This is a genomic window from Deltaproteobacteria bacterium (genome assembly GCA_016709225.1).
GTDB lineage: Bacteria > Myxococcota_A > Polyangia > Nannocystales > Nannocystaceae > Xiheibacterium > Xiheibacterium phototrophicum.
In genome coordinates, this window is sequence record JADJEE010000012.1 from 3,051,702 (window position 1) to 3,076,741 (window position 25,040).

The following is a 25,040-nucleotide window of genomic DNA, read 5'->3' on the forward strand; positions in this document are numbered from 1 at the left end:
CTCTCACAGCGCGGTGTAGATCGCGTGCCGGCCGACGCCCACGCGCTCGAGCCGGCCTTCCTTCACCAGCAGCCCGAGGTGGTGGCGCAGGATCTTGCGATCGAGCCGGCTGTACTCGGCGATGTCGTCGAGGGTCACCTCGCCGTTGCCCTCGATGAAGGGCAGCACCAGCCGCGTGAACTCCTCGCTCGACATGCCGCCGTCCTCGGGCTCGGTGCGCTCGCGGGCGGTGGCGGCCGCCTTCTCGGAGTAGGCGTCGCCCAGCTCGTCCTCGAGCAGCCGGCGCTTGCGCTTCTTCGTGCCCGCGGGGGCCTCGGCGTCGCTCGGCGGTACCGCGAAGCCCTCGCGCAGGTCACCGAGGGTGATCTTCGCGAACTGTGGCCACAGACCCCGGGAGTCGAGGAAGCCCACGAGGTCACCCAACGTCACCGACTCGGGGTTGCGTAGACCCTTCAAGGTCTCGAGCGCCGAGAGTCGCTCGAGCTCCCCGTAGCCCATCTCCGCTCGGAAGATCTCGTTGGCGTTGCGCGGCATCTGGTCGCGCGATGATGGGAGATGCGCACGCGAGCGGCAAGCGTCGGCTCGCATGCACTCCAGACGCGGTGCAATCGCGGTGTGGCCCAATGCCCCGGCGAGCGCATCACGACGGTCGTCGCGGTACCGAAGAGATCTCCCCGGCGGAAATCCGCCGCCGGTCGGCCGGCCTCGTCGCGGGCCGCTTGTGGCCGAGGTGGTGGAGTGCCGTTCACGCACCGGCCCGGTGTCGCGGCTGTGAACGACGGGCCGTGCCAACCCGCCGGGCCCGCCGAGAATCCCCGGCGGACATGGTTCGGCGATCGTCGACCGGGCCCGCAGCGCACCCCACGCGGTCGATCGACGCGCCGGGTTTTCTGTGGATAGACCTGTGGACCACTTGGGGAGATCGACCCTGCGCCGGGGCCCCTCGGCCTGTGGATAAGTCACCCCCTCGAGGACGCGTCGGGTTCTTGCGAGGCCCAACATCTTGTGGTTTACATAGCCCCCACCTCAACATGGGGTGTTGCCGCCGCGGTGACACCCCATGCCAGGCTGGAGCTGGTCCACGTCCCCTCGCCGGCAGGCAGCGCGAGCAGGACGGACCCCGAACGGACGGCGACGTCGCCAGGCCCCCACCGGCCGACCGAGCCCGAACCCGCGAGATGAGCGGCCCGCCGCAACGGGTCGCCAGGGTCCTGTACCCTCGAATTCTCGTGGGCTGAGCATCCGTTCAGAATGAAGACGAGCCCTTCTTCCTCCTCCTCCCACGCCCCCTCCGACCGCTCGCCCACGCGGTCGACCTCACCCGCCGCCCCCCGCTCCCGGAGTTCCTGACAATGAAGATCACGCGCCACTTCACCCCGGAGTCCGCACCTTCGTTCGCTGCGATCGAGTTCGAGTCCCGCAGCTCCCGCATCGCGAACCCCGACGGCTCGGTGGTCTTCGAAGCCAAGGACATCCAGGTGCCGCACGGCTGGTCGCAGGTCGCGGTCGACATCCTCGCGCAGAAGTACTTCCGCAAGGCCGGTGTGCCGACGCTGCTGCGCAAGGTGCCCGAGCCGGGCGTGCCGCAGTGGTTGTGGCGCAGCGAGCCCGATGAAGAGGCGCTCGCGGAGCTGCCCGAGTCGGAGCGCACCCGCGGCGAGAACGACAGCCGCGAGGTCTTCAACCGGCTCGCGGGCTGCTGGACCTACTGGGGCTTCCGCCACGGCTACTTCGACGACGAGGCGTCGGCGCGCGCCTTCTACGACGAGATGCTGCACATGCTCGCGCAGCAGGTCGCGGCGCCCAACAGCCCGCAGTGGTTCAACACCGGGCTGCACTGGGCCTACGGCATCACCGGCCCCGCGCAGGGCCACTACTACTGCGAGGCGCAGACCGGCGAGGTGCGTCGCTCGCAGAACGCCTACGAGCGTCCGCAGCCCCACGCGTGCTTCATCCAGTCGGTCGACGACGACCTCGTGGGCGAGAACGGCATCATGGACCTGTGGGTCCGCGAGGCGCGGCTGTTCAAGTACGGCTCGGGCACCGGCACCAACTTCTCGCGCCTGCGCGGCGAGGGTGAGCGGCTCTCGGGCGGCGGTCGCAGCAGCGGCCTCATGAGCTTCCTGCGCATCGGTGACCGCGCCGCGGGTGCGATCAAGAGCGGTGGCACCACCCGCCGCGCCGCCAAGATGGTCGTGGTCGACATCGATCACCCCGACATCGAGGCGTTCATCGACTGGAAGGTCGTCGAGGAGCAGAAGGTCGCGGCGCTGGTGTCGGGCAGCAAGGCCTGCAACCACCACTTGAACGCGGTGCTGCGCGCGGGCATGGCCTCGCCGCTCGAGGGCAACCTTCGCTTCGACCCCGAGCGCAACCGCGACCTGCGTCGCGCGATGCGGGATGCCCGTCGCGCCAACGTGCCGGAGAACTACCTGCAGCGCACGCTGCAGCTGGCCAAGCAGGGCGTGAAGGAGATCGAGTTCACCGAGTACGACACCGGCTGGGACTCGGCCGCCTACGGCACCGTCTCGGGCCAGAACTCCAACAACTCGGTGCGCATCACCAACGACTTCCTGCACGCCGTCGAGCAGGACGCCAACTGGACGCTCATGCGTCGCATCGACCACAAGCCCGCGAAGACCGTGCGTGCGCGCGACCTGTGGGACAAGATCGCGCTGGGTGCCTGGTCGTGCGCCGACCCGGGCCTGCAGTACGACACGACCATCAACGAGTGGCACACCTGCCCGGTCGATGGCCGCATCAACGCGAGCAATCCCTGCAGCGAGTACATGTTCCTCGACGACACCGCCTGCAACCTGGCGTCGTTGAACCTCATGCGCCTGCTGAAGAACGGCGAGATCGACGTGCCCGCGATGCTGCACGCGTGCCGCCTGTGGACGGTCGCGCTCGAGATCTCGGTGTTGATGGCGCAGTTCCCCAGCAAGCGCATCGCCGAGCTCAGCTACAAGTACCGCACGCTCGGCCTGGGCTACGCCAACCTCGGCACCTACTTCATGGTCTCGGGGCTGCCCTACGACTCGGCCGAGGCGGTCGCGATCTGTGGCGCGCTCACGGCCATCATGACCGGCGCGAGTTATGCGACCAGCGCCGAGCTGGCCGCCGAGCTCGGCGCGTTCCCGGGCTACGACAACAACCGCTCGCAGATGCTGCGGGTCATCCGCAACCACCGTCGCGCGGCCTACGACGCCGCCTCGGGCGAGTACGAGGGCCTGTCGGTGCTGCCGCGCGGCATCGAGCCCTCGCACTGCCCCGCGGGCCTGCTGCAGGCCGCGCGCGCGCAGTGGGACCTGGCGCTGTCGCTCGGTGAGCAGCACGGCTACCGCAATGCGCAGGTCACCGTGATCGCGCCGACCGGCACCATCGGCCTGCTGATGGACTGCGACACCACCGGCATCGAGCCCGACTTCGCGCTGGTGAAGTTCAAGAAGCTGGCCGGCGGCGGCTACTTCAAGATCATCAACCAGTCGGTGCCCGAGGCGCTGCGCCGGCTCGGCTACGACCCCGCCGCGGTCGAGGGCATCGTGCGCTACTGCAAGGGCGCCGGCAGCCTGGTGGGCAGCCCGCGACTGACCCACGCCGAGCTGAAGTCGAAGGGCTTCACCACCGAGATCCTCGCCAAGGTCGAGTCGGAGCTGCCGGCCGCGTTCGAGATCGGCTTCGCGTTCAACCGCTGGACCTTGGGCGACGCGTTCTGCCGCGACGTGCTCGGCTTCACCGATGATCAGCTGTCGGATCCAACCTTCGATCTGCTGCGCGAGCTCGGCTTCACCGCCGAGGACATCCGCGTCGCCAACGACTACGTCTGCGGCACCATGACCGTCGAGGGCGCGCCGGGCCTGAAGCCCGAGCACCTGCCGGTGTTCGACTGCGCCAACAAGTGCGGCCGCTACGGCAAGCGCTTCATCGCACCGATGGCCCACGTGCACATGATGGCGGCCGCGCAGCCGTTCCTCTCCGGCGCCATCAGCAAGACCATCAACATGCCGAGCAACGCCACCGTCGCCGACGTCGAGGAGGTCTACCTGGCGTCGTGGCAGCAGGGCGTCAAGGCCATCGCGCTGTACCGCGACGGCAGCAAGCTCAGCCAGCCGCTGTCGGCCGCGCTGCTCGACGAGGTCACCACCGACACCGACGACGACGACACCGTCGCCGAGCTGCCGCGTGTGGCGGCGCCCGCCACCAGCCAGCCGCAGGTGGTCGAGAAGGTCTCGGAGCGCATGGTCTACCGCTACCTCGCGAAGCGGCGCCGCATGCCCGACCGCCGCGGTGGCTACACCCAGAAGGCCACCATCGGCGGCCACAAGGTCTACATCCACACCGGCGAGTACCAGGACGGCTCGCTCGGCGAGGTCTTCATCGACATGCACAAGGAGGGCGCCGCCTTCCGCAGCCTGATGAACTGCTTCGCGATCTCGTGCAGCCTGGGCCTGCAGTACGGCGTGCCGCTCGAGGAGTACGTCGACGCCTTCACGTTCACCCGCTTCGAGCCCAACGGCATGGTCGCCGGGCACCCGCACATCAAGATGTGCACGTCGATCATCGACTACATCTTCCGCGAGCTCGCGGTCAGCTACCTCGGTCGCAACGATCTCGCGCACGTGATGCCCGAGGACCTCACGCCCGACACCACCGGTGACGCCGACGAGGAGATGCTGCCGGGGGTGGACTACGGCGACGAAGAGGTCGTCGACGAGCGCGTCGTGACCCCCGGCCCGCTCAAGCTCGTGGCCAAGGTGCCGGCCTTCGTGCCGCCCACGCCGATCGAGTACGAGGACCGCACCGTCGTGGCGGAGGCCTACGAAGCGCCCGCCGAAGGCAACGGCAACGGTGGTCAGCACGGCGCCAAGCCGGAGCGCAGCGCCCAGGTCCGCGCTGCGGTGGCGCTCTCGGCCCAGGTCTACAAGGCCCGCATGCAGGGCTACGAGGGTGACGCCTGTCCGAACTGCCAGAGCTTCACGATGGTGCGCAACGGCTCGTGCCTGAAGTGCAACACCTGTGGCTCGACCTCCGGCTGCAGCTGACGTGTTAGCCTAGCGGTCGATGCTCGCGACATTGACCCACGACGAACGGCTGCGACTGCTCGAGTTCGTGTGCTCGTTCGCGTGGGTCGACCTCGAGGTCCGGCCCGAAGAGCGTCGCTTCGTGATGCGCATGGTCGAGAAGCTCGGCCTGTCATCCGACCGCGCGCAGATCGAGCGCTGGCTCGAGCGGCCGCCGCCGGCCGAGGATGTCGACCCCACCCGCATCCCCCACGCGCATCGCGAGCTGTTCTTGCAGGCCGCGCGCGACACCTTCGAGGCCGACAAGCACTTCGCGGACTCCGAGCGCGAGTACCTCGAGCTGCTCGACCAGCTGCTCGCCTGAGCGGGCGGGCTCGAGGCCCTCAGGCCGAGGCCATCGCGTGTGCCAGCGCGTCGGCCAGTCGCAGCGTGATCGGACCCGCGGTGCCGTCGGCGATCGCGGTGCCGTCGATGCGCAGCACCGGCATCACCAGCTGCGAGGTCGCGAGCACGAAGACCTCGTCGGCCGCCAGCATGCGCGTCCGTGGCAGCACCTCGTGGCGCAGCGTGACCCCGAGCGACGCAGCGATCGTCTCCAGCTGCGCGAGCGTGATGCCGGGCAGGCGCTCGCGGCCCGGCGGTGGCGTGACGACGACGCCGTGCTCGACGATCGCGACATTGCTCGAGCCGCCCTCGAGCACGTGATCGGCCGCGTCGAGCCACAACACCTCGTCGGCACCATCGGCCGCCGCGGCGCGCTTGCCCAGGATCGATGGCAACAACATCGTCGTCTTCAGGTCACGACGGTGCCAACGCAGCTCCGGTATGCAGCGCGCGAAGAGTCCCCGCGCGCGACGAGCTGCGTCGGGGAACGCGTGGGGCATCACGAACGCGAACAGCTCCGGGGTCGCGTGGGCGAGGTGCGCCCGCGGGGCCGCGCCACCGGTCAGCTGCAGGTACAGCAAGCCCTCGTCGATGCCCTCCGCGCCCACGAGCGCCGCCGGCCAGCCCGCGTCGTCGCCCAGCCACATGGGCGCCTCGATGCCGATCGCGGCGGCACCTTCGCGCATGCGTGCGAAGTGGGGGCCCTGCCATCGCACGCGGCCCGCTGTGACCGGGAGCACTTCGTAGACGCTCTCGCCGAACAGCAGCCCGCGATCGGCGACCGACACGCGAGCGTCCGCGAACGGGACGATCGATCCGCCCTGCCAGGCGAGTTTCGGAAAGCCTGCCATTGCTAAGCGAGCACGCGCGCGTGCCCTCGACATGATGCCTCGCGCCCTTGGGTCGCGGGGCAGTGCGCCCCGAAGGGCGGCCACGTGCGGCAACTGGGCACATCGACGCCGGGGCGTTCGCGTCCGCGGCACGGATGTCGCGGAGTCAAGAAACCCGCGAGCACACGCGGGGCCGACCGGCGTCGGCGATCCCGCCTGCACTTTCCACCAGCGTGGATGCGGCGGAACAGTTGCGGGCGCCGGTGGGGCTGTGGGACCATCCGGCCGCGGGGGATGGATCGCCACCCGGCGCACGTCGCCGAGCCGAGCCGATCACACCACCATCTTCTCGCTCGTCAACCAACCCATGTGAAGCAAACTTCAGGCGGCGTGCATCGGTGGCAGAGAGCTGCCGTCGAAGCGCCGCCATCGTCAGGGCCAAAGCGGCAAGTAGGACAGGAGCAACGGATTATGAGCGCGCGTGAAACTACCCTTCCCGGTCAAGGTCTCTTGGGCATCGCAGGGCTTGGATTGCTCTGCGGCTTCGGCATCGCATCGTTGCAGGGCTGCGACGATGGTGGAGGACTCGGCGGACTCGCCAAGCAGTGCGGTCTGGTGTGCCCCGACGAGGGCCTCGCCGACGGCAACGCGTCGATCTCCGGCGTCGCCAGCATCGATGGCTTCTTCAGCGCCGTGCTCGAGGTCCGCGGTGCAGCGGCGACCATCAGCGGCTCGATCCGCGCCGAGCTCGAGGGCATGGCGTCGTTCTTCGGCATCGAGGGCTACGCCGACATGGACCTGCCGGCCCTGACGGCCGCGGTGAAGGGCGAGATCGAGGGGCAGTTGAGCGTGGCGGTCGAGGGCGGCCTGACGATCAACTACGACCCGCCGAAGTGCGAGGCCGACCTCGAGGTGACCGCGAAGGCGGCCGCGGAGTGCGACGTCGAGGCCGACCCGGGCTCGATCGAGGCCAAGTGCGAGGGCTCGTGCGAGGTCTCGGCCGACGTGGCGGCGGAGTGCTCGGCGATGGGCACCCTCGAGTGCGAGGGCACCGCGCCGAACTTCCAGTGCGAGGGTAGCTGCACGGGTTCGTGCCAGCTCGAGGTCGCGGCCGAGTGCAGCGGCTCGTGCAACGGCCAGTGCGATGGCGAGTGCTCGGCGTGCGCCGGTGGCAACTGCGACACGATGGGCGGCGTGACGGCGAACTGCGCCGGCAGCTGCTCGGGCATGTGCCAGGGCGAGTGCAAGCTCGAGGCCGGCGGCAGCTGCGGTGGCCGCTGCGAGGGCTCGTGCAAGTACAACCCGGGCATGGCGATGTGCGAGGCCGGTGCCTCGGCGAAGTGCGACGTGTCGGCGATGGCCGAGGCGAAGTGCGAGGGCAAGTGCGAGGGCGAAGTGACCCCGCCGATGGTGAAGGCCGAGTGCCAGGCGCAGGTCGAGGCGAAGGCCGAGGCGCGCATCGAGTGCCGTCCGCCGTCGCTGTCGATCGGCTTCCAGTTCAAGGCCGGCCTCGACGCCGATGGTCAGGCGCGCTTCAAGGCGTTCCTCGAGATGTTCAAGGGTCGCTTCTCGGCGATGCTCGCCGTCAAGGCGAAGCTCGACATCGTCGCCAAGGCCGCGGGCAACCTCGTGACCTCGGCCAGCGGCGCGGTCAAGGGTGCGGTCGACACGGCCCTCGAGGGCGACCTCGACCTCAAGGCGACCATCGGCCTCGGCTGCGCGCTCGATGCCCTCGGCGAGGTCAGCGGCGTGCTGCAGGCCTCGACCGGCGAGCTGACCGCGAGCGCCAACGCGTTCGTCGAGATCGGCGGAGCGGTCGGCGTCGGCGGCTGATACCGACCGAGCACGGGTGGTGGCGCTCGCGAGGGCGTCATCGCCGGTGCGGTCCAAGGGGCTGTTCGCGGCGACGCGGGCGGCCCCTTCTTCGTTGGTTCGCCGACGCGGGAATGCCGTTCCAGCCCGGCCTCGACGCCGATGGCGAGGCACGCGTCGAGGAGTTCCTCGAGATGTTCGAGACGCGCATCTCCGCGATGCTCGCGGCCGCTGCGAAGGTCGAGATCGTCGCTCGTGCACCCGGCAAGTCGATCGTCGAGGCCAGTGCCGTCGTGCGAGACGTGATGGAGAGTGCGCTCTTCGAGGATCTCCGCATCGCGCAGACGCTGGGGCTGGTTGCGGTGGTCGAGATCGGCACTGCGGTCGGCGCCGGCGGCTGACCCGCGCGTGGTCGCGAACACTTCGCGGGCCCCGTGGTGGGGCTCGGGGCATTTTTGCATCGCGAGCTTTTCGAAACCCCGTGGATCCGAAACGCGCCGAGCCGGACCAACAGCGGGCCACACGATTCGGCAAGGACGGATCTTCCAGATGCAGCAGCGAACACCCTCCAAGTCCACCCAGACCGGCTCCACCCCCATGGGCGCCCTCACGCTGATCGGCCTCGGGCTCGTCGGCGGCATCTCCGTCGCGGCCCTGCAGGGCTGCGATCCCGAGAGCCTCAAGGAGCCCTGCGGCCCGTGCGGCTCGATCGCGTCGGGCCAGCTGTCGATCTCCGGCAACGCGCAGGTCGATGGCTTCTTCACCGCGGTGTCGGACTTCACCAAGGCGACCGCCGAGATCCAGGGCAGCTTCGAGGCCGACGTGCGTGCGCTCGGCCAGCTCTACGGCATGGCCGAGGGCTCGATCGACGCCGCGTTCATCACCGAGCTCAAGGGTCGCATCCAGGGCGACTTCATGGCCAACGTCGAAGGCGGCATCCGCCTCAAGTACAAGCCACCACGCTGCGAGGCGAGCGTGAACGTGGCGCTCGAGGCCCAGGCCAGCTGCGAGGTCAACGCGGATTGCGAAGCCACGGTCGATCCGGGCATGGCCTCGGTGAGCTGCGAGGGCAAGTGCGAGGGCAGCTGCTCGGGCACGTGCATGGGCGAGGTCAAGTGTGTCGCCCCTTCGGCGGGCATCAGCTGCGAAGGCGAGTGCGAGGGCAGCTGCCAGCTCGACGTCGCCGCGGGCTGTGACGGCACCTGCCACGGTGAATGCTCCGCCGGTTGCGAACTCACCGACGCGAATGGCCAGTGCCAGGGCCGCTGCGCCGGTGACTGCACCGGCACCTGCGAGCTCGATGCGCGCGCCGAGTGTGGCGGCACCTGCCACGGCACCTGCTACGCGATGGCCGACCCCGGTGGCTGCGAGGGCGGCGTGCAGTGCAACGCCGAGTGCATGGGCGAGTGCTCGGGCAGCTGCCAGGGCAGCTTCGAGCCGCCGATGGCCTCGGCCAGCTGCGAGGCGTCGGCGGATTGCCAGGCACAGGCGAAGGCCCAGGCCGAGGCGAACATCGAGTGCAGCCCGCCGTCGCTCGACTGGGAGTTCGCGTTCAAGGCCGGCGTCTCTGCCGACGCGCAGGCCTCGTTCGTCGCGCGACTCGGCGAGCTGCGCGTGCGCGGTGCGGCGATCCTCCGCGGGCTCGCGAAGGCGCAGGCGCTGATCAACGGCGAGATCGACGGCGAGGTGGTGTTCAACCCGTCGCCGCTCGCCAACCTCACCGCGAAGATCGGTGGGTTCGCGAGCGCAGGCATCTCGGGCGAGCTCGACATCCCGCCGGCGCGCCTCACCTGCGTGGTGCCGGCGTTCCAGGAGGCCGTCACGCTGCTGGCCGATGCGGGCACCGAGTTCACCGCTTCGCTGGCGCTGCAGGCGGACCTCGGCGCGTCGTTGCTCAGCCCGATGTAGCTCATCCCCTGGTGTGTGGTTCGCCGCGGCGCGGGGTTCTTCGAGGGGGCCCCACGTCGCGGCGATTTTTTTCGATGCTCGACAATTAATGCACGCGTGGACCGGCACCAGCCGACCCGGACAGCGCCCACCGGCCAGCTGTTTGGTGCGGGGGCACTGGAGTCCACATGATTGCAAGAACTGCCCAATTCGTCGGCGCCGCGAGCCTTGCCCTCGCGGTCGCCGTTTCCCCCCTGCCCAGCTTCGCCGCGCAGAGCAGCGCAGCGACCAGCAACACCACGCAGACCTGCAAGAGCGGCGAGGAGCTCTTCCGCGGGCTGTTCTACGGCGAGGGTGCTTCGGCGGCGCTGATCCGCGAGATCGCCGATCCCGGGGGCCCTCGACGCCGCGCAGACCAAGAAGTCGCGGCTGACCGTCGCGCAGTCCAAGCGCCTGCTGCAGGCGCAGCACGACAAGCTGGTGGCCGCGGGACGTACCGCCGATGCCGCGTTGGTGGCGATCGCGATCGCCGGCCTGGCGAAGCGCACCGACGACAGCGCGTTGCTCATGCAGGGCACACCGAACGCCACGGGTCTGAGTGAGGCGTCCCGGCAGATCATCGAGATGATCAAGACCCGCGATGCCACCTTCTTCGCGGGCTTCGCCGCCGACCTGCAGAGCGGCGATCCGGTGAAGGTCAATCGCGCGCTGCGCAAGGGTTGGCAGCGCAACAGCGAGATGATCCAGCTGCTCGGGGGCGGCGGCGGATCGAGTGCAGACGAGCCGGGCCACGGCGTCGATCAGGACTCGAGCGTCGTGCTGTGGATCGGCATCGCGCTGGTGTTGCTGGTCTGGATCGCGCTGCCGCTGACGACCGAGTCGTTCACCGGCCTGGCGCACGACGAAGCCGTGGCACGCCTGACGGAGAAGCTGGCATGCACGGCCCCGTGACGCCGGATCGTCCGGACGTCGCGCCGAAGGACCCGGCACTGCCGGGTCCTTCGGGACCTCGCGTCCGCAGCCTCGGTCTGCTCGCGGTGGGGCTCGCATGCGCCTGGTCGGCGATCGCGTTCTACGCCCTGCGCACGGCGTTGCCGCACAGTCCGCTCGAGCTGCCGGGCGAGCGCGCCATCGACATGCGGCGGGTGCTGCCACAGGGCTGGGGCTTCTTCACACGCGACCCACAGGAGCCGTGGCGCACGACCTACGTGCGCGACGCGGGGGGCTGGCGACCCGCCACCGATCGCCAGATGTCTGCGTCGCAGTGGTGGGGCGCCAAGCGCCTGGCCCGGCGCGTCGGCGCCGAGTCGGCCTATCTCACCGAGGAGCTGTGGGCGATCTGGTCGACGCCGTGCGAAGGTTCGCCGCTGGCGTGCCTCGATGCGATCGAGGTCGCCGAGGAGTTGGAGGCGCCGTTTCCGGGCGCGATGTTGTGTGGCGAGATCGCGATGGTCGAGCAGGCGCCGGTGCCGTTCGCCTGGCGCGAGCTCGGGGTCGTCGAGATGCCATCGCTGGTGATGAAAGTGAGGGTGAAATGCTGAACCGCATCGGAGACTGGGTTGCTTCGCGAGTCCACGGGCGGGCGCCCTGCACGAACGTGTACGGCCTCGCGCGTACGCTGCTGGCGCTCTCGACCGCGCTCACGCTGGTGGCCAACGACACGCGCACGCTGTTCGTGCCGCTCGCGGGCATCGCCGCGACACCACCGTTTTGCCAGGGCCACGGCGCGATCGGCATCTTCTGCCTGTCGCCCGAGCTCGAGCTGGCGCGGTGGTCGGCGATCGCGATCCTCCTGGTCGTGGCGTCGGGGTGGCGGCCGCGTGTCACCGGCGTGGCCCACTGGTGGGTGGCCGCGAGCCTGCAGTGGAACGCGTCGGTGCTCGACGGGGGCGATCAGGTCTGCATGGTGCTCGCGCTCCTGCTGCTACCGCTGACCGTGCTCGATGGCCGCCGGTGGCACTGGGATCCGCCCGCACCGATGCGCAGCGAGGCCGCGGCGCTGGTGGGTTGGTCCACCTGGATCGCCGTCCGCGTGCAGGTCGCGGCGGTCTACTACCACGCCGGCGTCGCCAAGTACGGCGTCGACGAGTGGGGCGACGGCACTGCACTTTGGTACTGGTTTCGCAATCCCACCTTCGGTGCCCCCGAGGCGCTGCAACCGATCGTGCAGCCGGTGATCGCGAGTGCCACGGCGTTGCCGTTGCTGACGTGGTCGGTGTTGGTGCTGGAGTTCCTGCTCGCGGGTGCACTCTGGATGCCGCCGGGTGCCCGGCGCGTGCTGTTCCCGCTGGGCTGTGCCCTGCACGTCGGGATCGCGCTGGTGCACGGCATCACCAGCTTCGCGCTCGCCATGATCGCGGCGCTGCTGCTGTACCTGCACGCACCCGATCGACGGTTGGCGATGCCGCGGGTGCTCGCCCGTGCCCGCGCATGGCTACGGCACCCGACGCGAGCCCCATCGGTCGCGGGGTCGGTGGTCACCGACGTGGCGTGACGACGGCGGGCCTTTGGGGGTGCAGGGGCGCGCGCGCTAGCGGCCCGCGGTGCGATCGGGCGCCGCCGGGCCCAGCTGCGCGCGCGTGGCATCCTCACCGGTCGCCACGGCGCGCGTGCGAGTGCGGACCGCCTCGACCGCCGCCACGATCTCGCTGGGCGTGCGCACGCCGACCACGGCGCGGTGCGTGTGCCCCTTCGCGTCGGTCCATGCCACGCGGATCGCGTTGCCACCGTCGCCGGGCATCGCGTAGAGCACCTCGCCGGTGCCGAGCTTGCGGCGGATGCCCCAGCCACCCCAGCTCGACCAGTGGTAGCGCGTGGCTTCGATGGCGGTGATGGAGGCGATGGGGATGTGCGGCCCGAAGGGGCCGTACTTCACGTCGAGGTGCGACGGCGTGACGGTCACCCGCATGACCGCGAAGGTGATCCACGCCAGCGCCAGCAGCACGAGACCGATCCCCGCCGATGCGACGGTCGCCGCCTTCAACGCGATCGCCACCGCCGCGAAGGCGATGAGCGCGTGGTAGCCCAGGCCCGGGCGCCCGCGGTGGATCGCCAGCACCTGCGCACCGCCGACCATGTAGCGCTGCTCGAAGGCGTCGAGCTGTCGTGACGCGGACCCATCGACCGTTGCGGGGGTCGAGGGCTCGCGGGGCACGAGCGCGCGATCGGAATCGTCGGCCATGGCGTGGACCTTGGCCATGGTCGCACGCACGCGCGCATCCACGGTCGTGAGCCGTTTGGTCGCCACGGATCGACCACTGCGACCACGATGCGTGCCCTCGGTCGCGAGCTCTCCACGTTCCTGCCGTCGCTGGCCCTGCTCGCTGGGATCGCCTGTGGCGATGGCCCCGGCGGGGCCGTGGGGGAGGGCTCGAGCGGGGGATCGACCGGCGTGGCCACCACGCAGGGCGCCACCACGACGACCGCATCGACGACCTCGGTGACCAGCGAGGGCGGCAGCTCCGGTGCCACGGACAGCACCGCCGACAGCGGTGGATCGTCGGACAGCGGCGGGCCGCCGCCGTGCGTCGGCGACGACGACTGCCCGGCGCACACCGTCTGCAACCTCGAGACCGGTGCGTGCGTGTGCGATCCGGCGCGGACGCTGTGCCTCGAGGACGTGCCCGCGGGGCACTGGCTCGAGCTGCAGGGCACCGCGATGGCCGACGTGTTGCCGCCCCAGGACACCGTGCCCGGCAGCCGTGCCGCGATCGTCACGGCCTGGAGCGGTGGCGTCTACGATCGCGATCGCAATCGCATGGTCGTGTGGGGTGGCGGTCATGCCGACTACGCGGGCAACGAGGTCTACGCCTTCGATCTCGAGGCGCTGGCGTGGACGCGGCTGGGCGATCCCTCGCTCGATGTCGGCGGCGACGAGGCCTCGGGCTACTACCCCGACGGCCGTCCGCGCTCGCGCCACACCTACGACTATCTCGCGTACGTGCCGGAGCTCGGGGCCATGTGCAGCATGGGCGGTGCCGGGCTGTGGATGAGCGGCCAGATCAACGTCGACAACCTCGACTGCTACGACTTCGCCACCGGGCAATGGTCGGCGCGGTCGCCCGCACCCGAGGGCACCATCGCGGGCATCGCCGACTACGACGCCGCGACGGGCCGCATCGCCTACGTGCTCGGGCCGCAGCTGCGCTACCTCGCCACCTACGATGTCGCCGCCGACAGCTGGACCACCCACGGCGACAACTTCACCAACGGCGGCCTCGGGCATCAGCTCACCGGTCGCGTGCATCCGAGCGCGCGTCGGTTCGTGGCGGTCGGTGGTGCGACGATCTACAGCTGGGATCTCGACGTCGCGGGCGCGGTGCAGGAGCAGGCCCTGGCGCTCGCGAACCCCCCGCCCGGCTTCGATCGCAGCAACCCCGGGCTCGACTACGACGTCGTGCTCGACCGGCTGGTGTGGTGGGGCGGCGGCCGCAGCCTGTGGTCGATCGATCTCGACGCCATGGCCTGGGTCGAGCACCCGGCCGCGGCCGACGACGCCACCGTGCCGCCCGAGCCGATCGCCAACGGCACCTACGGCCGCTTCCGCTACGCGGTCGCCGAGGACCTCTTCGTGCTGGTCAGCGCGGTCGAGCAGAACGTCTTCGTGCGGCGGCTGTGACGGCCACCGGCCGGCCGAGCAGGGCTGTCAGGGGCCGCTTCGCGCCGAAAACTGGCCCTCGGCCGCCCGTCCATGCTTAGTCCTGCACGAGATGGCGATCCTCGAGTTCGCAGGCGTCACGATGCGCTACGGCGACAAGGGTGAGCGCGACGCCGCGCTCTCCGAGGTCTCGTTCGCCATCGATGAGGGCGCGTTCGCGCTGCTGACGGGCCCTTCGGGCGCCGGCAAGAGCACGCTGCTCAAGCTCCTGCTGGCCAGCGAGCGCCCGGAGTGCGGCACGATCCGCGTCGCCGGCCGCGACATCCACCGACTGCGCCGCTCCAGCATCCCCTACCTGCGTCGCAACGTCGGCGCCGTGTTCCAGGATTTCAAGCTCCTACAGGATGCGTCGCCCCGCGAGAACGTCGCGCTGGCGCTGCAGGTGCTCGGGCTCGGGCCCACCGAGGTCGACGCACGCGCGCGCAAGAGCCTGTGCGACGTCGAGCTCGATCCCGACACCCGTCGACCCGCGCGCTGCCTCTCGGGCGGTGAGCAGCAGCGGGTCGCGATCGCGCGCGCGCTGGCGGGCGACCCCGCGATCCTGCTGGCCGACGAGCCCACCGGCAACCTCGATCCCCGACTGTCGCGCGAGATCCTCGAGCTGCTGCAGGCCGTCCGCGCCCGCGGCACCACCGTGCTCATTGCGACCCACGATCCACTCGTGATCGATCACGTCGACGCCAGCCATCGCCTCGAGCTGGCGCGCGGACGCCTGGTCGCCGACTCGGCCGCGGTCACGATGACCGGCGCCGAGGTCGAGGGCAGCTGCGGCGCGCTGCCGTCGCTCGAGCTGGGGGCGCTCGCATGATCGTGCGCAGCATCCATGCGATGCGCTACGTCGCCGCGCGCGGGCTCCGGGGCATGGCCCAGGCGCCGCTGGTGCAGCTACTCGCGATCGCGACCTTCGCAGTGTGCATGCTGCTGCTCGGCACGGTCGTGCTGGTGTGGAGCAACGCGCGCTCGATCGCCGACGAGTGGGGCGTCGACGTGCCGGTCACGGCGTACCTCGTCGACGGCGTCACGCCCGAGGCGAGCGCCGATCTGACCGCACGCATCGCCGCGCTGCCGCAGGTCGAGGCGGTCGAGCTGGTCACGCCCGAGCAGGCGATGGCGCGGCTCGTCGACGGCCTCGGCGAAGATCCCACCCTGCTCGAGGGCCTCGAGCCCGCGGTGCTGCCGACCTCGATCGAGGTGCACGTCGCGGGCGCGCGGGTGGAGCTCGCCGACGCGTTGGCGGCGGAGCTGCGGCAGGAGCCCGACGTCGAGGATGTCGTGGCGGCGGGCCAGTGGGCCGCGCGCGCCGAGAGCCTGCTCGAGACCCTGCGTCGCATCGCGATCGGTGCGGCCGCGCTGGTGGGCTTCGCGTGCCTGACGATCGTGTGGAGCACGATTCGCCTGGCGGTCTATGCCCGTCGCGCCGAGATCCAGATCCTGCGCCTGGTCGGCGGCACCGCGTCGTTCGTGCACGGGCCGTTCGTCGTCGAGGGCCTCGTGCAGGGCACGCTGGGTGCTGCGTTCGCGGTGGCGCTGCTCTACGCGGGCTTCGACCGCGTGCAGCCCCTGCTCGAGGACGCGTTCGCGCTGGCGTTCGCTGCCGGCGGCCTGCGCTTCCTGGCGCCGTGGGAGTGCGCGACGTTGGTCGCCTTCGGGGCCGCGCTGGGTGTGCTCGGTAGCCGGGCCGCGGTCGCGCGCTACGTCGAGACGTGATGCCGATGCCACGCGTGCGCACGACCCTGGGACTCACGCTCGCGCTGACGCTGGTCGGTGCCACCGGCACGGCGCTCGCGAAGCCGCGACGTGCCGCCGAGCTCGGCGCACAGCTGGTCGACACGTTGCAGCGCGAGCTCGGCTTCACGCGCTCGTCGACCGAGATCCATCGCGGGCTCGAAGCACTCGATCGCGAGCAGACCAGCCTGCAGTACACCGCCGCGCTGCTCGACCACGCCAGCGGCGAGAGCATGCGGCGGCTGTCGGCCTATGCCGAGGGTAACGACGATCGCGAGCGGCGCATGCGGGCCCGCGGCCGCGCGCTGTACAAGCTCGCCCGCGGCGGCGCGGCACGACTCGCCTTCGGTGAGCGCTTCGGCGAGGAGGACGAGGGGGCCACCGCAGCGCGGCTGTCGCGGGCCCACAGCCTGCGCGAGCTGGTTCGCCACGATCTCGCGGAGCTGGCCTCGCATCGCCGCGCACGCATCCGCGCGCGCACCGAGCTGCTCTCGGCTGCACGCGAGCTGCAGGCGCTGTCGACCATCGGCAGCATCTACACCATGCAGGGCGAGGTGCTCGGGCGCGCCAGCGCCAGCGTCGATCCGGCCATGGCCGGGTTGGTCGGCGCGCGCAAGCTCGCGCTGCGCCGCTCGACCCGCACCGCGCGTGCGGCCAACCGCGAGCTCATCGCGTTGGTGAAGGCCAACTGGAAGGAGCTCGAGGCCCTGCGCGGGCTCGACGGCGCGCACACCCTGCGGCGGCCGGTGGCCGGCAGCGTGGTCGGTCGCTTCGGCACCTGGCGCGATCGTCTGCTGGGCATCGACATCGTGCGCAGCGGCGTCGAGCTCACGGCAACCCGTGAGGAGCGCGTGGTCGCGATGGCGACCGGTCGCGTGGTGATGGTGACCGAGCTACCCGAGTACGGCGAGGCCGTGGTCATCGAGCACGGTGGCGGCCAGTACAGCCTCACCGCGCGGCTGTGGAACATCGCGGTCGCGCCCGGCGACGCGGTCGAGCCCGGCACCGAGCTCGGACGCGCGGCGCCCAAGCCGATCGACGACGGGCTCGGTCCGACGGTCTACGTCGAGCTGCGTCACGGCGAGCTACCGGTCGACCCCGAGCCGTACCTGCGGCGAGCGGAGCCGGTGCGACGCAAGCGAGCGCCCGCGCGGGGCAAGCATGCTCAGCACGACGACGACGCGCTCGACGACGCCGAAGCGGACGACGAGGGCATCGAGTTCATCGAGTGAGCGGCTCGGGGTCGCGATCGGGCACGAGGCCTCGGCCTCACCAGTGCTCGTTGTTGTGACCCTCGGCCTCGCCGGTGTGGCAGGTGCCGTTGCAGGTCTTGGCGCCGCCGTTCCAGGTCATGTCGACGGCGGGACCGGAGAGCTTCACGTCCTTGTTGCCGTCGACGTGCAGCGTGGCGGTGAGGATGCTGTCACCCGACACGGTGTCGGTGTGGCAGTCCTGGCACTCGGCGCCCTCGTTCATGTGTCGACGGTGCTCGCCCGACATCGAGTTGAGGTCGTTGTTCGCGGTGCCGGGATAGGCGTGGCAACCACCGCAATCGGGCGTGGCCATGTCGTGGCTGTACGAGCCGTTGTCCTGGCGACCGTTGCCGTGGCAGTAGAGGCTCGAGCAGCTGCCGCTGCCGTCGTAGCTGCCCGCGCCGCTCAGGCCCATCAAGAACGAGACCTCGCTCTGCGCCGGCGAGTCGTCGAAGACGTGGTTCATGCTGAGCACGTCGGTCGGCTTCACGTGGCACTGCGTGCAGTCGTAGGCCGGGTGGTTCTCTTCGATGACGTGCTTGGGGTGGGCGATGAACGACAGCATCGAGACCTCGTCGATGTCGGTGATGTCGTTGGGTGGTGCGCCGGTCTGATCGAGCGAACCGCCGTGGCAGAACACGCAGTCCTCGCGCCAGCCCGCGGTGTGGCAGCTGTCGCAGTTGACCCCCGAGGTGCCGCCCGCGAGATCGCTGCCGTGGCACTCACGGCAGTCCTCGGCCTGCAGCTTGAGCGCAGGTCCGTGGGCCGACGCCATGCCGAAGCCCAGCGGGTGGTAGTTGTTGAGGCCGCCGGAGCTGTCGGCCGCGGTGGTGTCGGCCGCGGTGGTCGACGTCACCGTCGTCGAGCCGCCGCTCGACTCGGCGCCGCTTCCCATCGAGGTCGCGCTGGACGACGAGCCAGCATCGCCGCTGCCCGCGTCGGAAGGCGTCGTGCAGGCGGTGAGGCAGGCGGCGAGGGCGATGAACGCGGTGCGGGACATGGGAACTGCCTTTCGGGGGAGTGGGACGCGTGGGGAGCGGTCAGGGCGCGATGATGCGGCCGGGCGCCATCGAGAGGCCGTTCTGCGTGTGGCAGGCGGCGCAGTTGGTGACCGACTGCGCGGCGACCATGTCGCGACGCTTGTCGCCGTCGATCACCGCGGCCTTGTACGGCAACATCAGATCGAACTCGCCGATCTCCGCGTAGAAGTTGCCCGAGGGCGAGTCGGTCGGGATCATGAAGACCTGGCCGTCGGCGCCGACGAGCTCGATCTGCATTCCGCCACCGACGCCGTTGCAGTCGTCGGGCTCGTGCACGGCGCTGAAGACGGTGCCGCCGATCAGCAGCTGCGGACCTTCCTGCTCGCTGGCGTGGCAGGTGACGCAGTCCATGCCGGGGTGCATGTTCGGCGACTCCTCGTCGCCCATCGTCCAGTACGTCCCCGACTGACACGCGAACGGATCGACCATCATCCCGGTGTCACTCGAACCGCCGGAGCTGTCGGCGGCCGTGTCGCTCGCGCTCGCCGAGCTGCTGCTGCTGGCATCCCCTGCGCTCGACTCGCCCGCGCTCGGATCCGTGTCGGTCGCAGACGCGTTGGTGGTGAAGCTGGTGCTGGCGTCATCCGCGTCGGATCCGCACGCGAGCAGGCCTACGAGGACAACGAGGGGAAGTCGAAGGTTAGGTGCCACGACCCCGGTTTGTCCGCTTCGGGTCCGCGGCGTTACGCAGCCTGAACGTCCACGCGACGTCGACCCCGAACAACCACTCGAAGCCGCCGATGCGGAAGCCCTCGCTCGCGATCCCGCGTGCGTCGGGGATCAACACGTGTGCAACACCGCCACGCGGCATCGCGCTCCCGGCGAAGCTCGTGAACACCCTCACGCGTGTCGTCAGCACCTCGCGCTCGATCGACCAACCCGGCGCGACGCGAAGGCCTGCGCCGAGGATCCACGGCAGCAGCCCGTCGCCGGCGCCGCGTTGTCGCAGGTCGGGCTTGCGCCCGTGCTTGCGCAGCCAGAAGCGCTCGAAGCCGAAGAACGCGGTCACCTGCAGATCGAGGCGGGTGAAACGCCACGCAAAACCACCATGCGCGAACAACCCGTCGCGCATCATCAGATAGCCAGCGCGCAAACGTGGCGCGAGGCGCATCTCGGCGGCCACCACCGCGCCACGCTTCCACCGCGCGATGGCGCCGATGCTGACAGCACCGGCGACGAGACCATCGAGCTGCGCGGGTGGGCCGAAGCCCATGAGCGGCCCGCCCGCGACGAAGACGCCCAGCTCGTGCGCGGGCGGGCGCGGCGTGGCCGCGGTCGTCGCTGCGGCGGGGTCGGTGGCCGGCGCGTCGGGCTCGGCGGGCCCGAGCGGATCCTGATCGGTACCGACGTCGCTCGTGTCCGGCCGGGTCGGCGACGCCGCGTCTTCGGGCGCCATCGCGGGCGCTGCGAGCAGTCCGATGATCATCGTCGCGGCGACGCGCGCGAGGTCCTTCTCGGGCACGGCGAAGCTGCGGTCGTAGGCGTCGCCGGCCGAGCGCACCAGTGACAGGCGATGGCGCTGGTCGTCGATCGGATCGGCATACAGCAGCACGTGGGCGAACGGCGGGCGCAGCACGCCCTGATCGCCTTCGGTCGCGATGATGACCTCGAGCTTGGGTGCGCGCAGTCGCAGCTCGCGGGCGAGCTCGGCCGGATCGGTGCCGGGCGAACGCACCACCACGCGCTCGACGGAAAGCACCACCGGCGCGTCGAGGCCGGGCGACGCCGTGCTCGGTTGCGGATCGGGCAACGCGGGCCCGCCGGCGAGCACCGCCACCGACAGCAACCATCCCGCCGGGCCCGCCGAGAACATCGCCACGCGGACGTTACATGCTCACGCAGAGGTTCGCCACGCACTCCTGCGCAGCGCCGCAGGGGTGATCACACTCGCCACAGTGCTGCGGATCGGTCGCGAAGTCGACGCAGGTCCCGTCGCAGCGATGCAGGCCGCCATCGCACGCGCACACGCGGTCGTGGCAGTGCTCCTCGGGGGCACACGCGACGCCGCAGTCGCCACAGTTGTCGTTGGTCTCGGGCTCGATGCAGACTCCGTCGCAATCGATCTGCTCGCCCGTGCACAGCGTGTCGGCGGCGTCGTCGGCCACGAAGTCGGTCACACAGCCGACCGACACGCCGATGACCGCCGCGAACAGCAATCGCAGCGGCGAGGCGAGACGCTGGGGTCGTGGGTCGCTCACGGGGTCTCGATGGCCGAACGAGCTTCGCTCCGATGGGCCCCCGACGCAAAGTCCGCGAGGTACTCGCGCCAGCACGCGGGCCGGTCGACGGCGGCGTTGGTCCGGCACAGCCCGGCACGCGCGTCGTCGGCGTAGCGACCGCGGGGGAAACGCTGCACGTAGCGCGCCCACGCCATGCGCAGCCGCGTGCGGTCGCGACTGCGCATCGCCAGCGAGATGAGATCGCCCAGCGCGAGCTCGGCGATCTCGGTGCGGCCGCCCTTCGAAGCGATGCGCTCGAAGCGATCGCGGGCGCCCGCGAGATCACCGGCGGCCCACAGGCGCTGGGCCTCGCGTTCGAGCGCCTCGAGCGAGGCCTCGCCGTGGAGCGGCGCGGGCGGGAGTCGAGCCGGGCGCTGCAGCTTGGGCGGCGTGGCGGGATTCGATGGCAGCGGGGCGGTGGTGTCCGGCAGCTCGGCCGGAACCCGCGGCGCGGGCTCGATCGCCCGCGGCAGCACTGGCGTGCCCTCGTCGGGGCGCGTCGCAGAGAGCTGCTCGGCGGCGCTGGGTCGTGCATCGAGGCTCACGGGCTCGGCGACGTAGTGCGCGATGCCGAGGCTCGCGACGACCACTGCCGCGACTGCGATCGCGGCGACGAGCCAGTGCTGGAGGCGAGCGCGCCCGCTGCGGCCGCCGCGGCGTTCGGTCACACCCGCGCGCACCTGATCATCGAGCTGGCGGCGCACCTCGCCGAGGAAGAAGCCCAAGCCGCCTTCGACGGCTGGCGTGGTGCCCGGTGGTTCGGCGACCGGCAGCGCCTTCGCCCGCGCCAGCCACTCGGCCGGCACTGCGTTCGGTGCCAGCGCGCGCGCCCGCGTGACCACGTCGACCACGTCGGGCAACGCCTGCGTCGCTCGACGCGCCTCGTCGAGGCCGAGCTGCACCGAGTCGAGGAACTCGGCAAGGGTGCACGGCGGCCTCATCGATCCTCCTTGGGCGAGGCATCGATCCAACCGGCGGCAACCAGCTCATCGTGCACGCGCGCACGGGCACGATGGGCACGCACGCGGACGTTCTCCTCACTGACGTCGAGCTGGGCTGCGGCCTCGCGCACCGGCACGCCGAGCAGATCACGCAGCACGAAGGCCTCGCGCAGGTGCAGCGGCAGACGGTCGAGGATCTGGTAGAGCACCTGCACGCGCGCCTGCTGCAGGCTGCGACGATCGAGGTCGTCGTCGGGGCCGGTGATCGCGGCGATGCGAGCCGCCCGCTCGCGCACCCGCACGGCGCGAGCCTGGGACTCACGGTGCTTGCGGACGGTGTTGACGGCGATGCCGTGGACCCACGTCGAGAACGCCGAGCGCTGTCCGAAGCGATCGAGGCCCGCCAGCGCACGCGCGAATACCTCCTGCGCGAGGTCCTCGCCGATGCTGGCGTCGCCGCTCAAGAAGCAGATGTGGCGCAGCACGCCCGCGAAGTGGCGCTCGTAGAGCTTCGCCCACGCGGCCATGTCGCCCGCGGTCGCCCGCGCGACCAGTGCCTCGTCGGGATCGGGCGCGCCCCCGCTCGGACGCGGCGCGTCGCCGGGCAGCAGTCGGAGGTTGGGCGAGCTCATGGGGCGGTGGCGGACCGACGGGTCAGGATGGTTGGTCCGATCTGGCTCACCAACGTTACAGCTGCGCGCCCCGGCCCGCCTCGGTGCGCGCGGTATCGGCCCGAATCGGGTGATCCAACGGCCAACTGCGCGCACGCTTGCGTCATCTGCCACCGCCGGCGAGGCTCCGAAGCACCATGCTCGCTCGCGTTCGCTGGCTGGGGTTCGGGGCCGCCTGCATGGCAGTGGGGATCGCCATCGGCGCCAGTCTGGGCCCCGCGACCGCGGCCCTGTTGGCGCCCGCGCCGGCCCCGGCAGCCCACTCCCGCTACGTGAAGCTCGACATGTTCGCGCGTGCGCTGTCGATCATCGAGCAGCACTACGTGCGGCCGGTCGACGGCGAGCAGCTGGTCTATGCGGCGATCCGCGGGCTGGTCAGCGAGCTCGATCCGCACTCGAACTTCCTCGTGCCCGCGGAGGCGCGACTGCTCCGCGAAGACATCGAGGGGGTCTTCGGCGGCGTCGGCATGGTGGTGGTGCTCGGCCGCGATCCCGATGGCACGCGCTTCCTCGACGTGCGCGACGTGATCCCCGACAGCCCGGCCGACGATGCCGACGTCACCGTCGGCAATCGCATCACCAAGGTGGATGGTCGCTCGATCGCGCAGTTCCCCGACCTGCAGCGCGCGATCACGACGATCCGCGGTGAGCCCGGCACGACGATCAAGGTGACGATCGAGGATCGCACGCGCGGGATCCTCCGCACCGTCACGCTGATGCGCGAGATCATCGATCCGCCGGCGGTCGAGGTCCGTGTGCTCGGCGAAGGCATCGCGGTGCTGCGCCTGCGGGAGTTCTCCGACAACGCGGGTCGCGAGATGCACGATGCGGTCGCCCGCCTCGGCCGCGAATTGGCCGCCGCCGGACCGGACAAGGGCCGCGGCAAGGACACCAAGGCCGGCCTGCGCGGCGTCGTGCTCGACCTGCGCGACAACGGCGGTGGCCTGCTCGACGAGGCCATCCGCATCGTCGACCTGTTCGTCGCCGACGGCGTGATCGTGCGGACGCGCGGGCGTCGGGGCACGGTGATCGACGAGGCCCGCGCGCTACGACCCGGCACCGTCACCGACCTGCCGCTGGTGGTGCTGGTCAACAAGGCCTCGGCGAGCGCGTCGGAGATCGTCGCCGGCGCGCTGCAGGACCATGGACGCGCGCTCATCGTCGGCGAGCGCACCTACGGCAAGGGATCCGTGCAAGCGCCGTTCGAGCTCGACGACGGCAGTCTGCTCAAGCTCACCACCGCGCTCTACTACACCCCCGACGATCGGCTGATCCAGGCCAGCGGAATCACACCCGACGTCCACGTCGGCGTCGGCAAGGACAACCTGCCGCCGCTGGGCGACTCGCGGCCCGAGATCGAGCCCGAGCGCGAGACCCCACGACACCTGCGGCCGGAGGACTTCGGCCGCAACGTGCCCTCGATGGACGACGAGAGTCCCGCGGTTCGGGCGGTCGCCGACGACCTGCAGCTGCGGGTGGCGGTGCAACACCTCATCGCGTGGGATCGCGTGCGTCCGCGTCGGCGACGCTGACCGGGCGCGTGGGTGGTCGTGTGATCGCGAGCGAGCGCCCGGCCCGCAGCCGCGCCCACCTGGGCCTCGTCGCCTGGGTGGCGCTGGCGTGCGTCGGCTTCGCGGTCGCACCGGCCCCGCCGGACCCGCCGGCAATGGACGCCGACGAGATCGCGGCGATCCAGCGCAGCCTCGATCGGCTGGTCGCGGACACCCGCGCCTGGCAGCGCGAGCGGGGTGACTTCGACCGCCCGTGGCACGACGCCGAGGGCCACCTCGCGATCGTCATCGACGACGTCGGTCGCGAGCTGCACCTCTTCGAGCAGCTACTGGCGCTGCGCTACCACCTCACGTTCAGCGTGCTGCCCGGGGCCGTGTTCGCGCCCGGCGTACAGCTGCGCCTGCGCGCCGATCGTCGTCGCTACCGCGAGATCATGCTGCATCTGCCGATGGAGCCGCTCGACGAATCGATGATGCATGCGGGCGCGGACGCGCAAGAGGAGTTCCTGCGGGTCGAGGACGCTCCCGACGAACTCACCGGCAAGCTCGAGCGGGCGCTCGCGCGGGTCCCCGCCGCGATCGGTGTCAACAACCACATGGGCTCGCGGCTGAGCGCCGAGCGAGGCGCGATGGATGCGCTGATGCCGGTCCTCGCTGCCCGCGGTCTGTTCTTCGTGGACTCGCGCACCAGCGCGGCCACGCAGGCCGAGGCCGCTGCGGTCGCGGCCGGGGTGCCGAGCATGCCACGGCGGGTGTTCCTCGACGACGATCCGAGCCCCGCTGCAATCGAGGCGCAACTCGTGGCGGCGGCGCGGTCGGCCCGCGAGCGTCCGACCGTGGCGATCGGTCACCCGTCGCCGGCCCTGGTCGACGTGTTGCGTCGACGCCTCCCCGAACTCCATGCCGCGGGCGTGACCATCTATCCCGTGTCCGAGCTGTTGGCCCATGACGGCGCGCTCGCGGGATCTGCGGCGTCGGGTACAGCGCATCGAGAGTGATGGCGCGCCCACCCTCGACGGAAGGGGCGAGCGCGATTTCCCGCGCCACCAGCCGAACGGCCGGCGGACCGCCGCCGGCCTGCCGCCGCCC

General features: G+C 70.9%; 23 protein-coding genes. 14 read left to right on the plus strand and 9 right to left on the minus strand.

The window, feature by feature from the left end:
- Nucleotides 1-3: 3 nt before the first annotated feature.
- On the minus strand, nt 4-534 hold the full coding sequence (locus tag IPH07_37670; protein ID MBK6923179.1) for a hypothetical protein: 531 nt from the start codon (nt 532-534) through the stop codon (nt 4-6).
- A gap of 818 nt (nt 535-1,352) precedes the next feature.
- Between IPH07_37670 and IPH07_37675 the strand changes: the two genes are divergently transcribed.
- Both IPH07_37675 and IPH07_37680 read left to right on the plus strand, forming a co-directional pair.
- Nucleotides 1,353-5,042: a vitamin B12-dependent ribonucleotide reductase gene (locus IPH07_37675; GenBank protein MBK6923180.1), complete on the plus strand. Its 3,690-nt coding sequence runs from the start codon at nt 1,353-1,355 to the stop codon at nt 5,040-5,042.
- Nucleotides 5,043-5,061: 19 nt separating this feature from the next.
- Nucleotides 5,062-5,385, plus strand: a complete 324-nt coding sequence (locus tag IPH07_37680) for a TerB family tellurite resistance protein (GenBank protein ID MBK6923181.1) — start codon at nt 5,062-5,064, stop codon at nt 5,383-5,385.
- A 19-nt stretch (nt 5,386-5,404) separates the two neighbouring features.
- On the opposite strand, the gene IPH07_37685 is transcribed toward IPH07_37680, so the two are convergent.
- Complete coding sequence (locus tag IPH07_37685) at nt 5,405-6,193, minus strand: aminotransferase class IV (protein MBK6923182.1); 789 nt, start codon at nt 6,191-6,193, stop codon at nt 5,405-5,407.
- Nucleotides 6,194-6,706: 513 nt separating this feature from the next.
- Here IPH07_37685 and IPH07_37690 point away from each other — a divergent pair.
- The 6 genes from IPH07_37690 to IPH07_37715 all read left to right on the plus strand — a co-directional run bounded on the left by IPH07_37690 (nt 6,707) and on the right by IPH07_37715 (nt 12,428).
- Nucleotides 6,707-8,068, plus strand: coding sequence for a hypothetical protein (locus tag IPH07_37690; GenBank protein ID MBK6923183.1), 1,362 nt, complete (start codon nt 6,707-6,709; stop codon nt 8,066-8,068).
- 113 nt (nt 8,069-8,181) lie between these two features.
- Entirely contained in the window at nt 8,182-8,448 is a 267-nt protein-coding gene (locus tag IPH07_37695) for a hypothetical protein (protein MBK6923184.1), read from the plus strand.
- 196 nt (nt 8,449-8,644) lie between these two features.
- Nucleotides 8,645-9,955, plus strand: a complete 1,311-nt coding sequence (locus IPH07_37700) for a hypothetical protein (protein ID MBK6923185.1) — start codon at nt 8,645-8,647, stop codon at nt 9,953-9,955.
- A gap of 459 nt (nt 9,956-10,414) precedes the next feature.
- Entirely contained in the window at nt 10,415-10,885 is a 471-nt protein-coding gene (locus IPH07_37705) for a hypothetical protein (protein MBK6923186.1), read from the plus strand.
- Nucleotides 10,870-11,475: an SdpA family antimicrobial peptide system protein gene (locus tag IPH07_37710; GenBank protein MBK6923187.1), complete on the plus strand. Its 606-nt coding sequence runs from the start codon at nt 10,870-10,872 to the stop codon at nt 11,473-11,475. Before IPH07_37705 ends, IPH07_37710 begins: the two co-directional genes overlap by 16 nt.
- A complete protein-coding gene (locus IPH07_37715; GenBank protein ID MBK6923188.1) occupies nt 11,469-12,428 on the plus strand; it encodes an HTTM domain-containing protein in 960 nt (319 codons plus the stop codon). The genes IPH07_37710 and IPH07_37715 overlap by 7 nt, the downstream gene beginning before the upstream one ends.
- Before the next feature lie 36 nt (nt 12,429-12,464).
- Here IPH07_37715 and IPH07_37720 read toward each other — a convergent pair whose 3' ends face one another.
- Nucleotides 12,465-13,115 (minus strand): hypothetical protein, encoded by a 651-nt coding sequence (locus tag IPH07_37720; protein ID MBK6923189.1) that lies wholly within the window; start codon nt 13,113-13,115, stop codon nt 12,465-12,467.
- 87 nt (nt 13,116-13,202) lie between these two features.
- Here IPH07_37720 and IPH07_37725 point away from each other — a divergent pair, with 87 nt between their 5' ends.
- The 4 genes from IPH07_37725 to IPH07_37740 all read left to right on the plus strand — a co-directional run bounded on the left by IPH07_37725 (nt 13,203) and on the right by IPH07_37740 (nt 17,548).
- Entirely contained in the window at nt 13,203-14,552 is a 1,350-nt protein-coding gene (locus IPH07_37725; GenBank protein ID MBK6923190.1) for a hypothetical protein, read from the plus strand.
- Between the two features lie 91 nt (nt 14,553-14,643).
- Nucleotides 14,644-15,399 carry an ATP-binding cassette domain-containing protein gene (locus IPH07_37730; protein MBK6923191.1) on the plus strand — a complete coding sequence of 252 codons (756 nt, stop codon included), beginning with the start codon at nt 14,644-14,646 and terminating at the stop codon, nt 15,397-15,399.
- On the plus strand, nt 15,396-16,298 hold the full coding sequence (locus IPH07_37735; protein MBK6923192.1) for a hypothetical protein: 903 nt from the start codon (nt 15,396-15,398) through the stop codon (nt 16,296-16,298). Before IPH07_37730 ends, IPH07_37735 begins: the two co-directional genes overlap by 4 nt.
- Nucleotides 16,298-17,548, plus strand: a complete 1,251-nt coding sequence (locus IPH07_37740; GenBank protein MBK6923193.1) for a M23 family metallopeptidase — start codon at nt 16,298-16,300, stop codon at nt 17,546-17,548. Before IPH07_37735 ends, IPH07_37740 begins: the two co-directional genes overlap by 1 nt.
- 37 nt (nt 17,549-17,585) lie before the next feature.
- Here the strand turns inward: IPH07_37740 and IPH07_37745 are convergent, their stop codons facing one another.
- The 6 genes from IPH07_37745 to IPH07_37770 are packed head-to-tail and all read right to left on the minus strand — an operon-like array spanning nt 17,586 to nt 22,401.
- A complete protein-coding gene (locus IPH07_37745) occupies nt 17,586-18,569 on the minus strand; it encodes a hypothetical protein (GenBank protein MBK6923194.1) in 984 nt (327 codons plus the stop codon).
- Between the two features lie 40 nt (nt 18,570-18,609).
- Complete coding sequence (locus IPH07_37750; protein ID MBK6923195.1) at nt 18,610-19,260, minus strand: hypothetical protein; 651 nt, start codon at nt 19,258-19,260, stop codon at nt 18,610-18,612.
- Nucleotides 19,250-20,428, minus strand: a complete 1,179-nt coding sequence (locus tag IPH07_37755) for a hypothetical protein (GenBank protein MBK6923196.1) — start codon at nt 20,426-20,428, stop codon at nt 19,250-19,252. Before IPH07_37755 ends, IPH07_37750 begins: the two co-directional genes overlap by 11 nt.
- A gap of 7 nt (nt 20,429-20,435) precedes the next feature.
- The gene (locus IPH07_37760; protein ID MBK6923197.1) at nt 20,436-20,807 is read right to left on the minus strand and encodes a hypothetical protein; all 372 of its coding nucleotides are present in this window, start codon (nt 20,805-20,807) and stop codon (nt 20,436-20,438) included.
- Entirely contained in the window at nt 20,804-21,769 is a 966-nt protein-coding gene (locus IPH07_37765) for a hypothetical protein (protein ID MBK6923198.1), read from the minus strand. The genes IPH07_37760 and IPH07_37765 overlap by 4 nt, the downstream gene beginning before the upstream one ends.
- Nucleotides 21,766-22,401, minus strand: coding sequence for an RNA polymerase sigma factor (locus tag IPH07_37770; GenBank protein ID MBK6923199.1), 636 nt, complete (start codon nt 22,399-22,401; stop codon nt 21,766-21,768). Before IPH07_37770 ends, IPH07_37765 begins: the two co-directional genes overlap by 4 nt.
- A 176-nt stretch (nt 22,402-22,577) precedes the next feature.
- On the opposite strand from IPH07_37770, the gene IPH07_37775 reads away from it, so the two are divergent.
- Both IPH07_37775 and IPH07_37780 read left to right on the plus strand, forming a co-directional pair.
- Nucleotides 22,578-23,972: a S41 family peptidase gene (locus tag IPH07_37775; GenBank protein MBK6923200.1), complete on the plus strand. Its 1,395-nt coding sequence runs from the start codon at nt 22,578-22,580 to the stop codon at nt 23,970-23,972.
- A gap of 8 nt (nt 23,973-23,980) precedes the next feature.
- Nucleotides 23,981-24,949 (plus strand): divergent polysaccharide deacetylase family protein, encoded by a 969-nt coding sequence (locus IPH07_37780; GenBank protein ID MBK6923201.1) that lies wholly within the window; start codon nt 23,981-23,983, stop codon nt 24,947-24,949.
- The last annotated feature ends 91 nt before the right edge of the window (nt 24,950-25,040 follow it).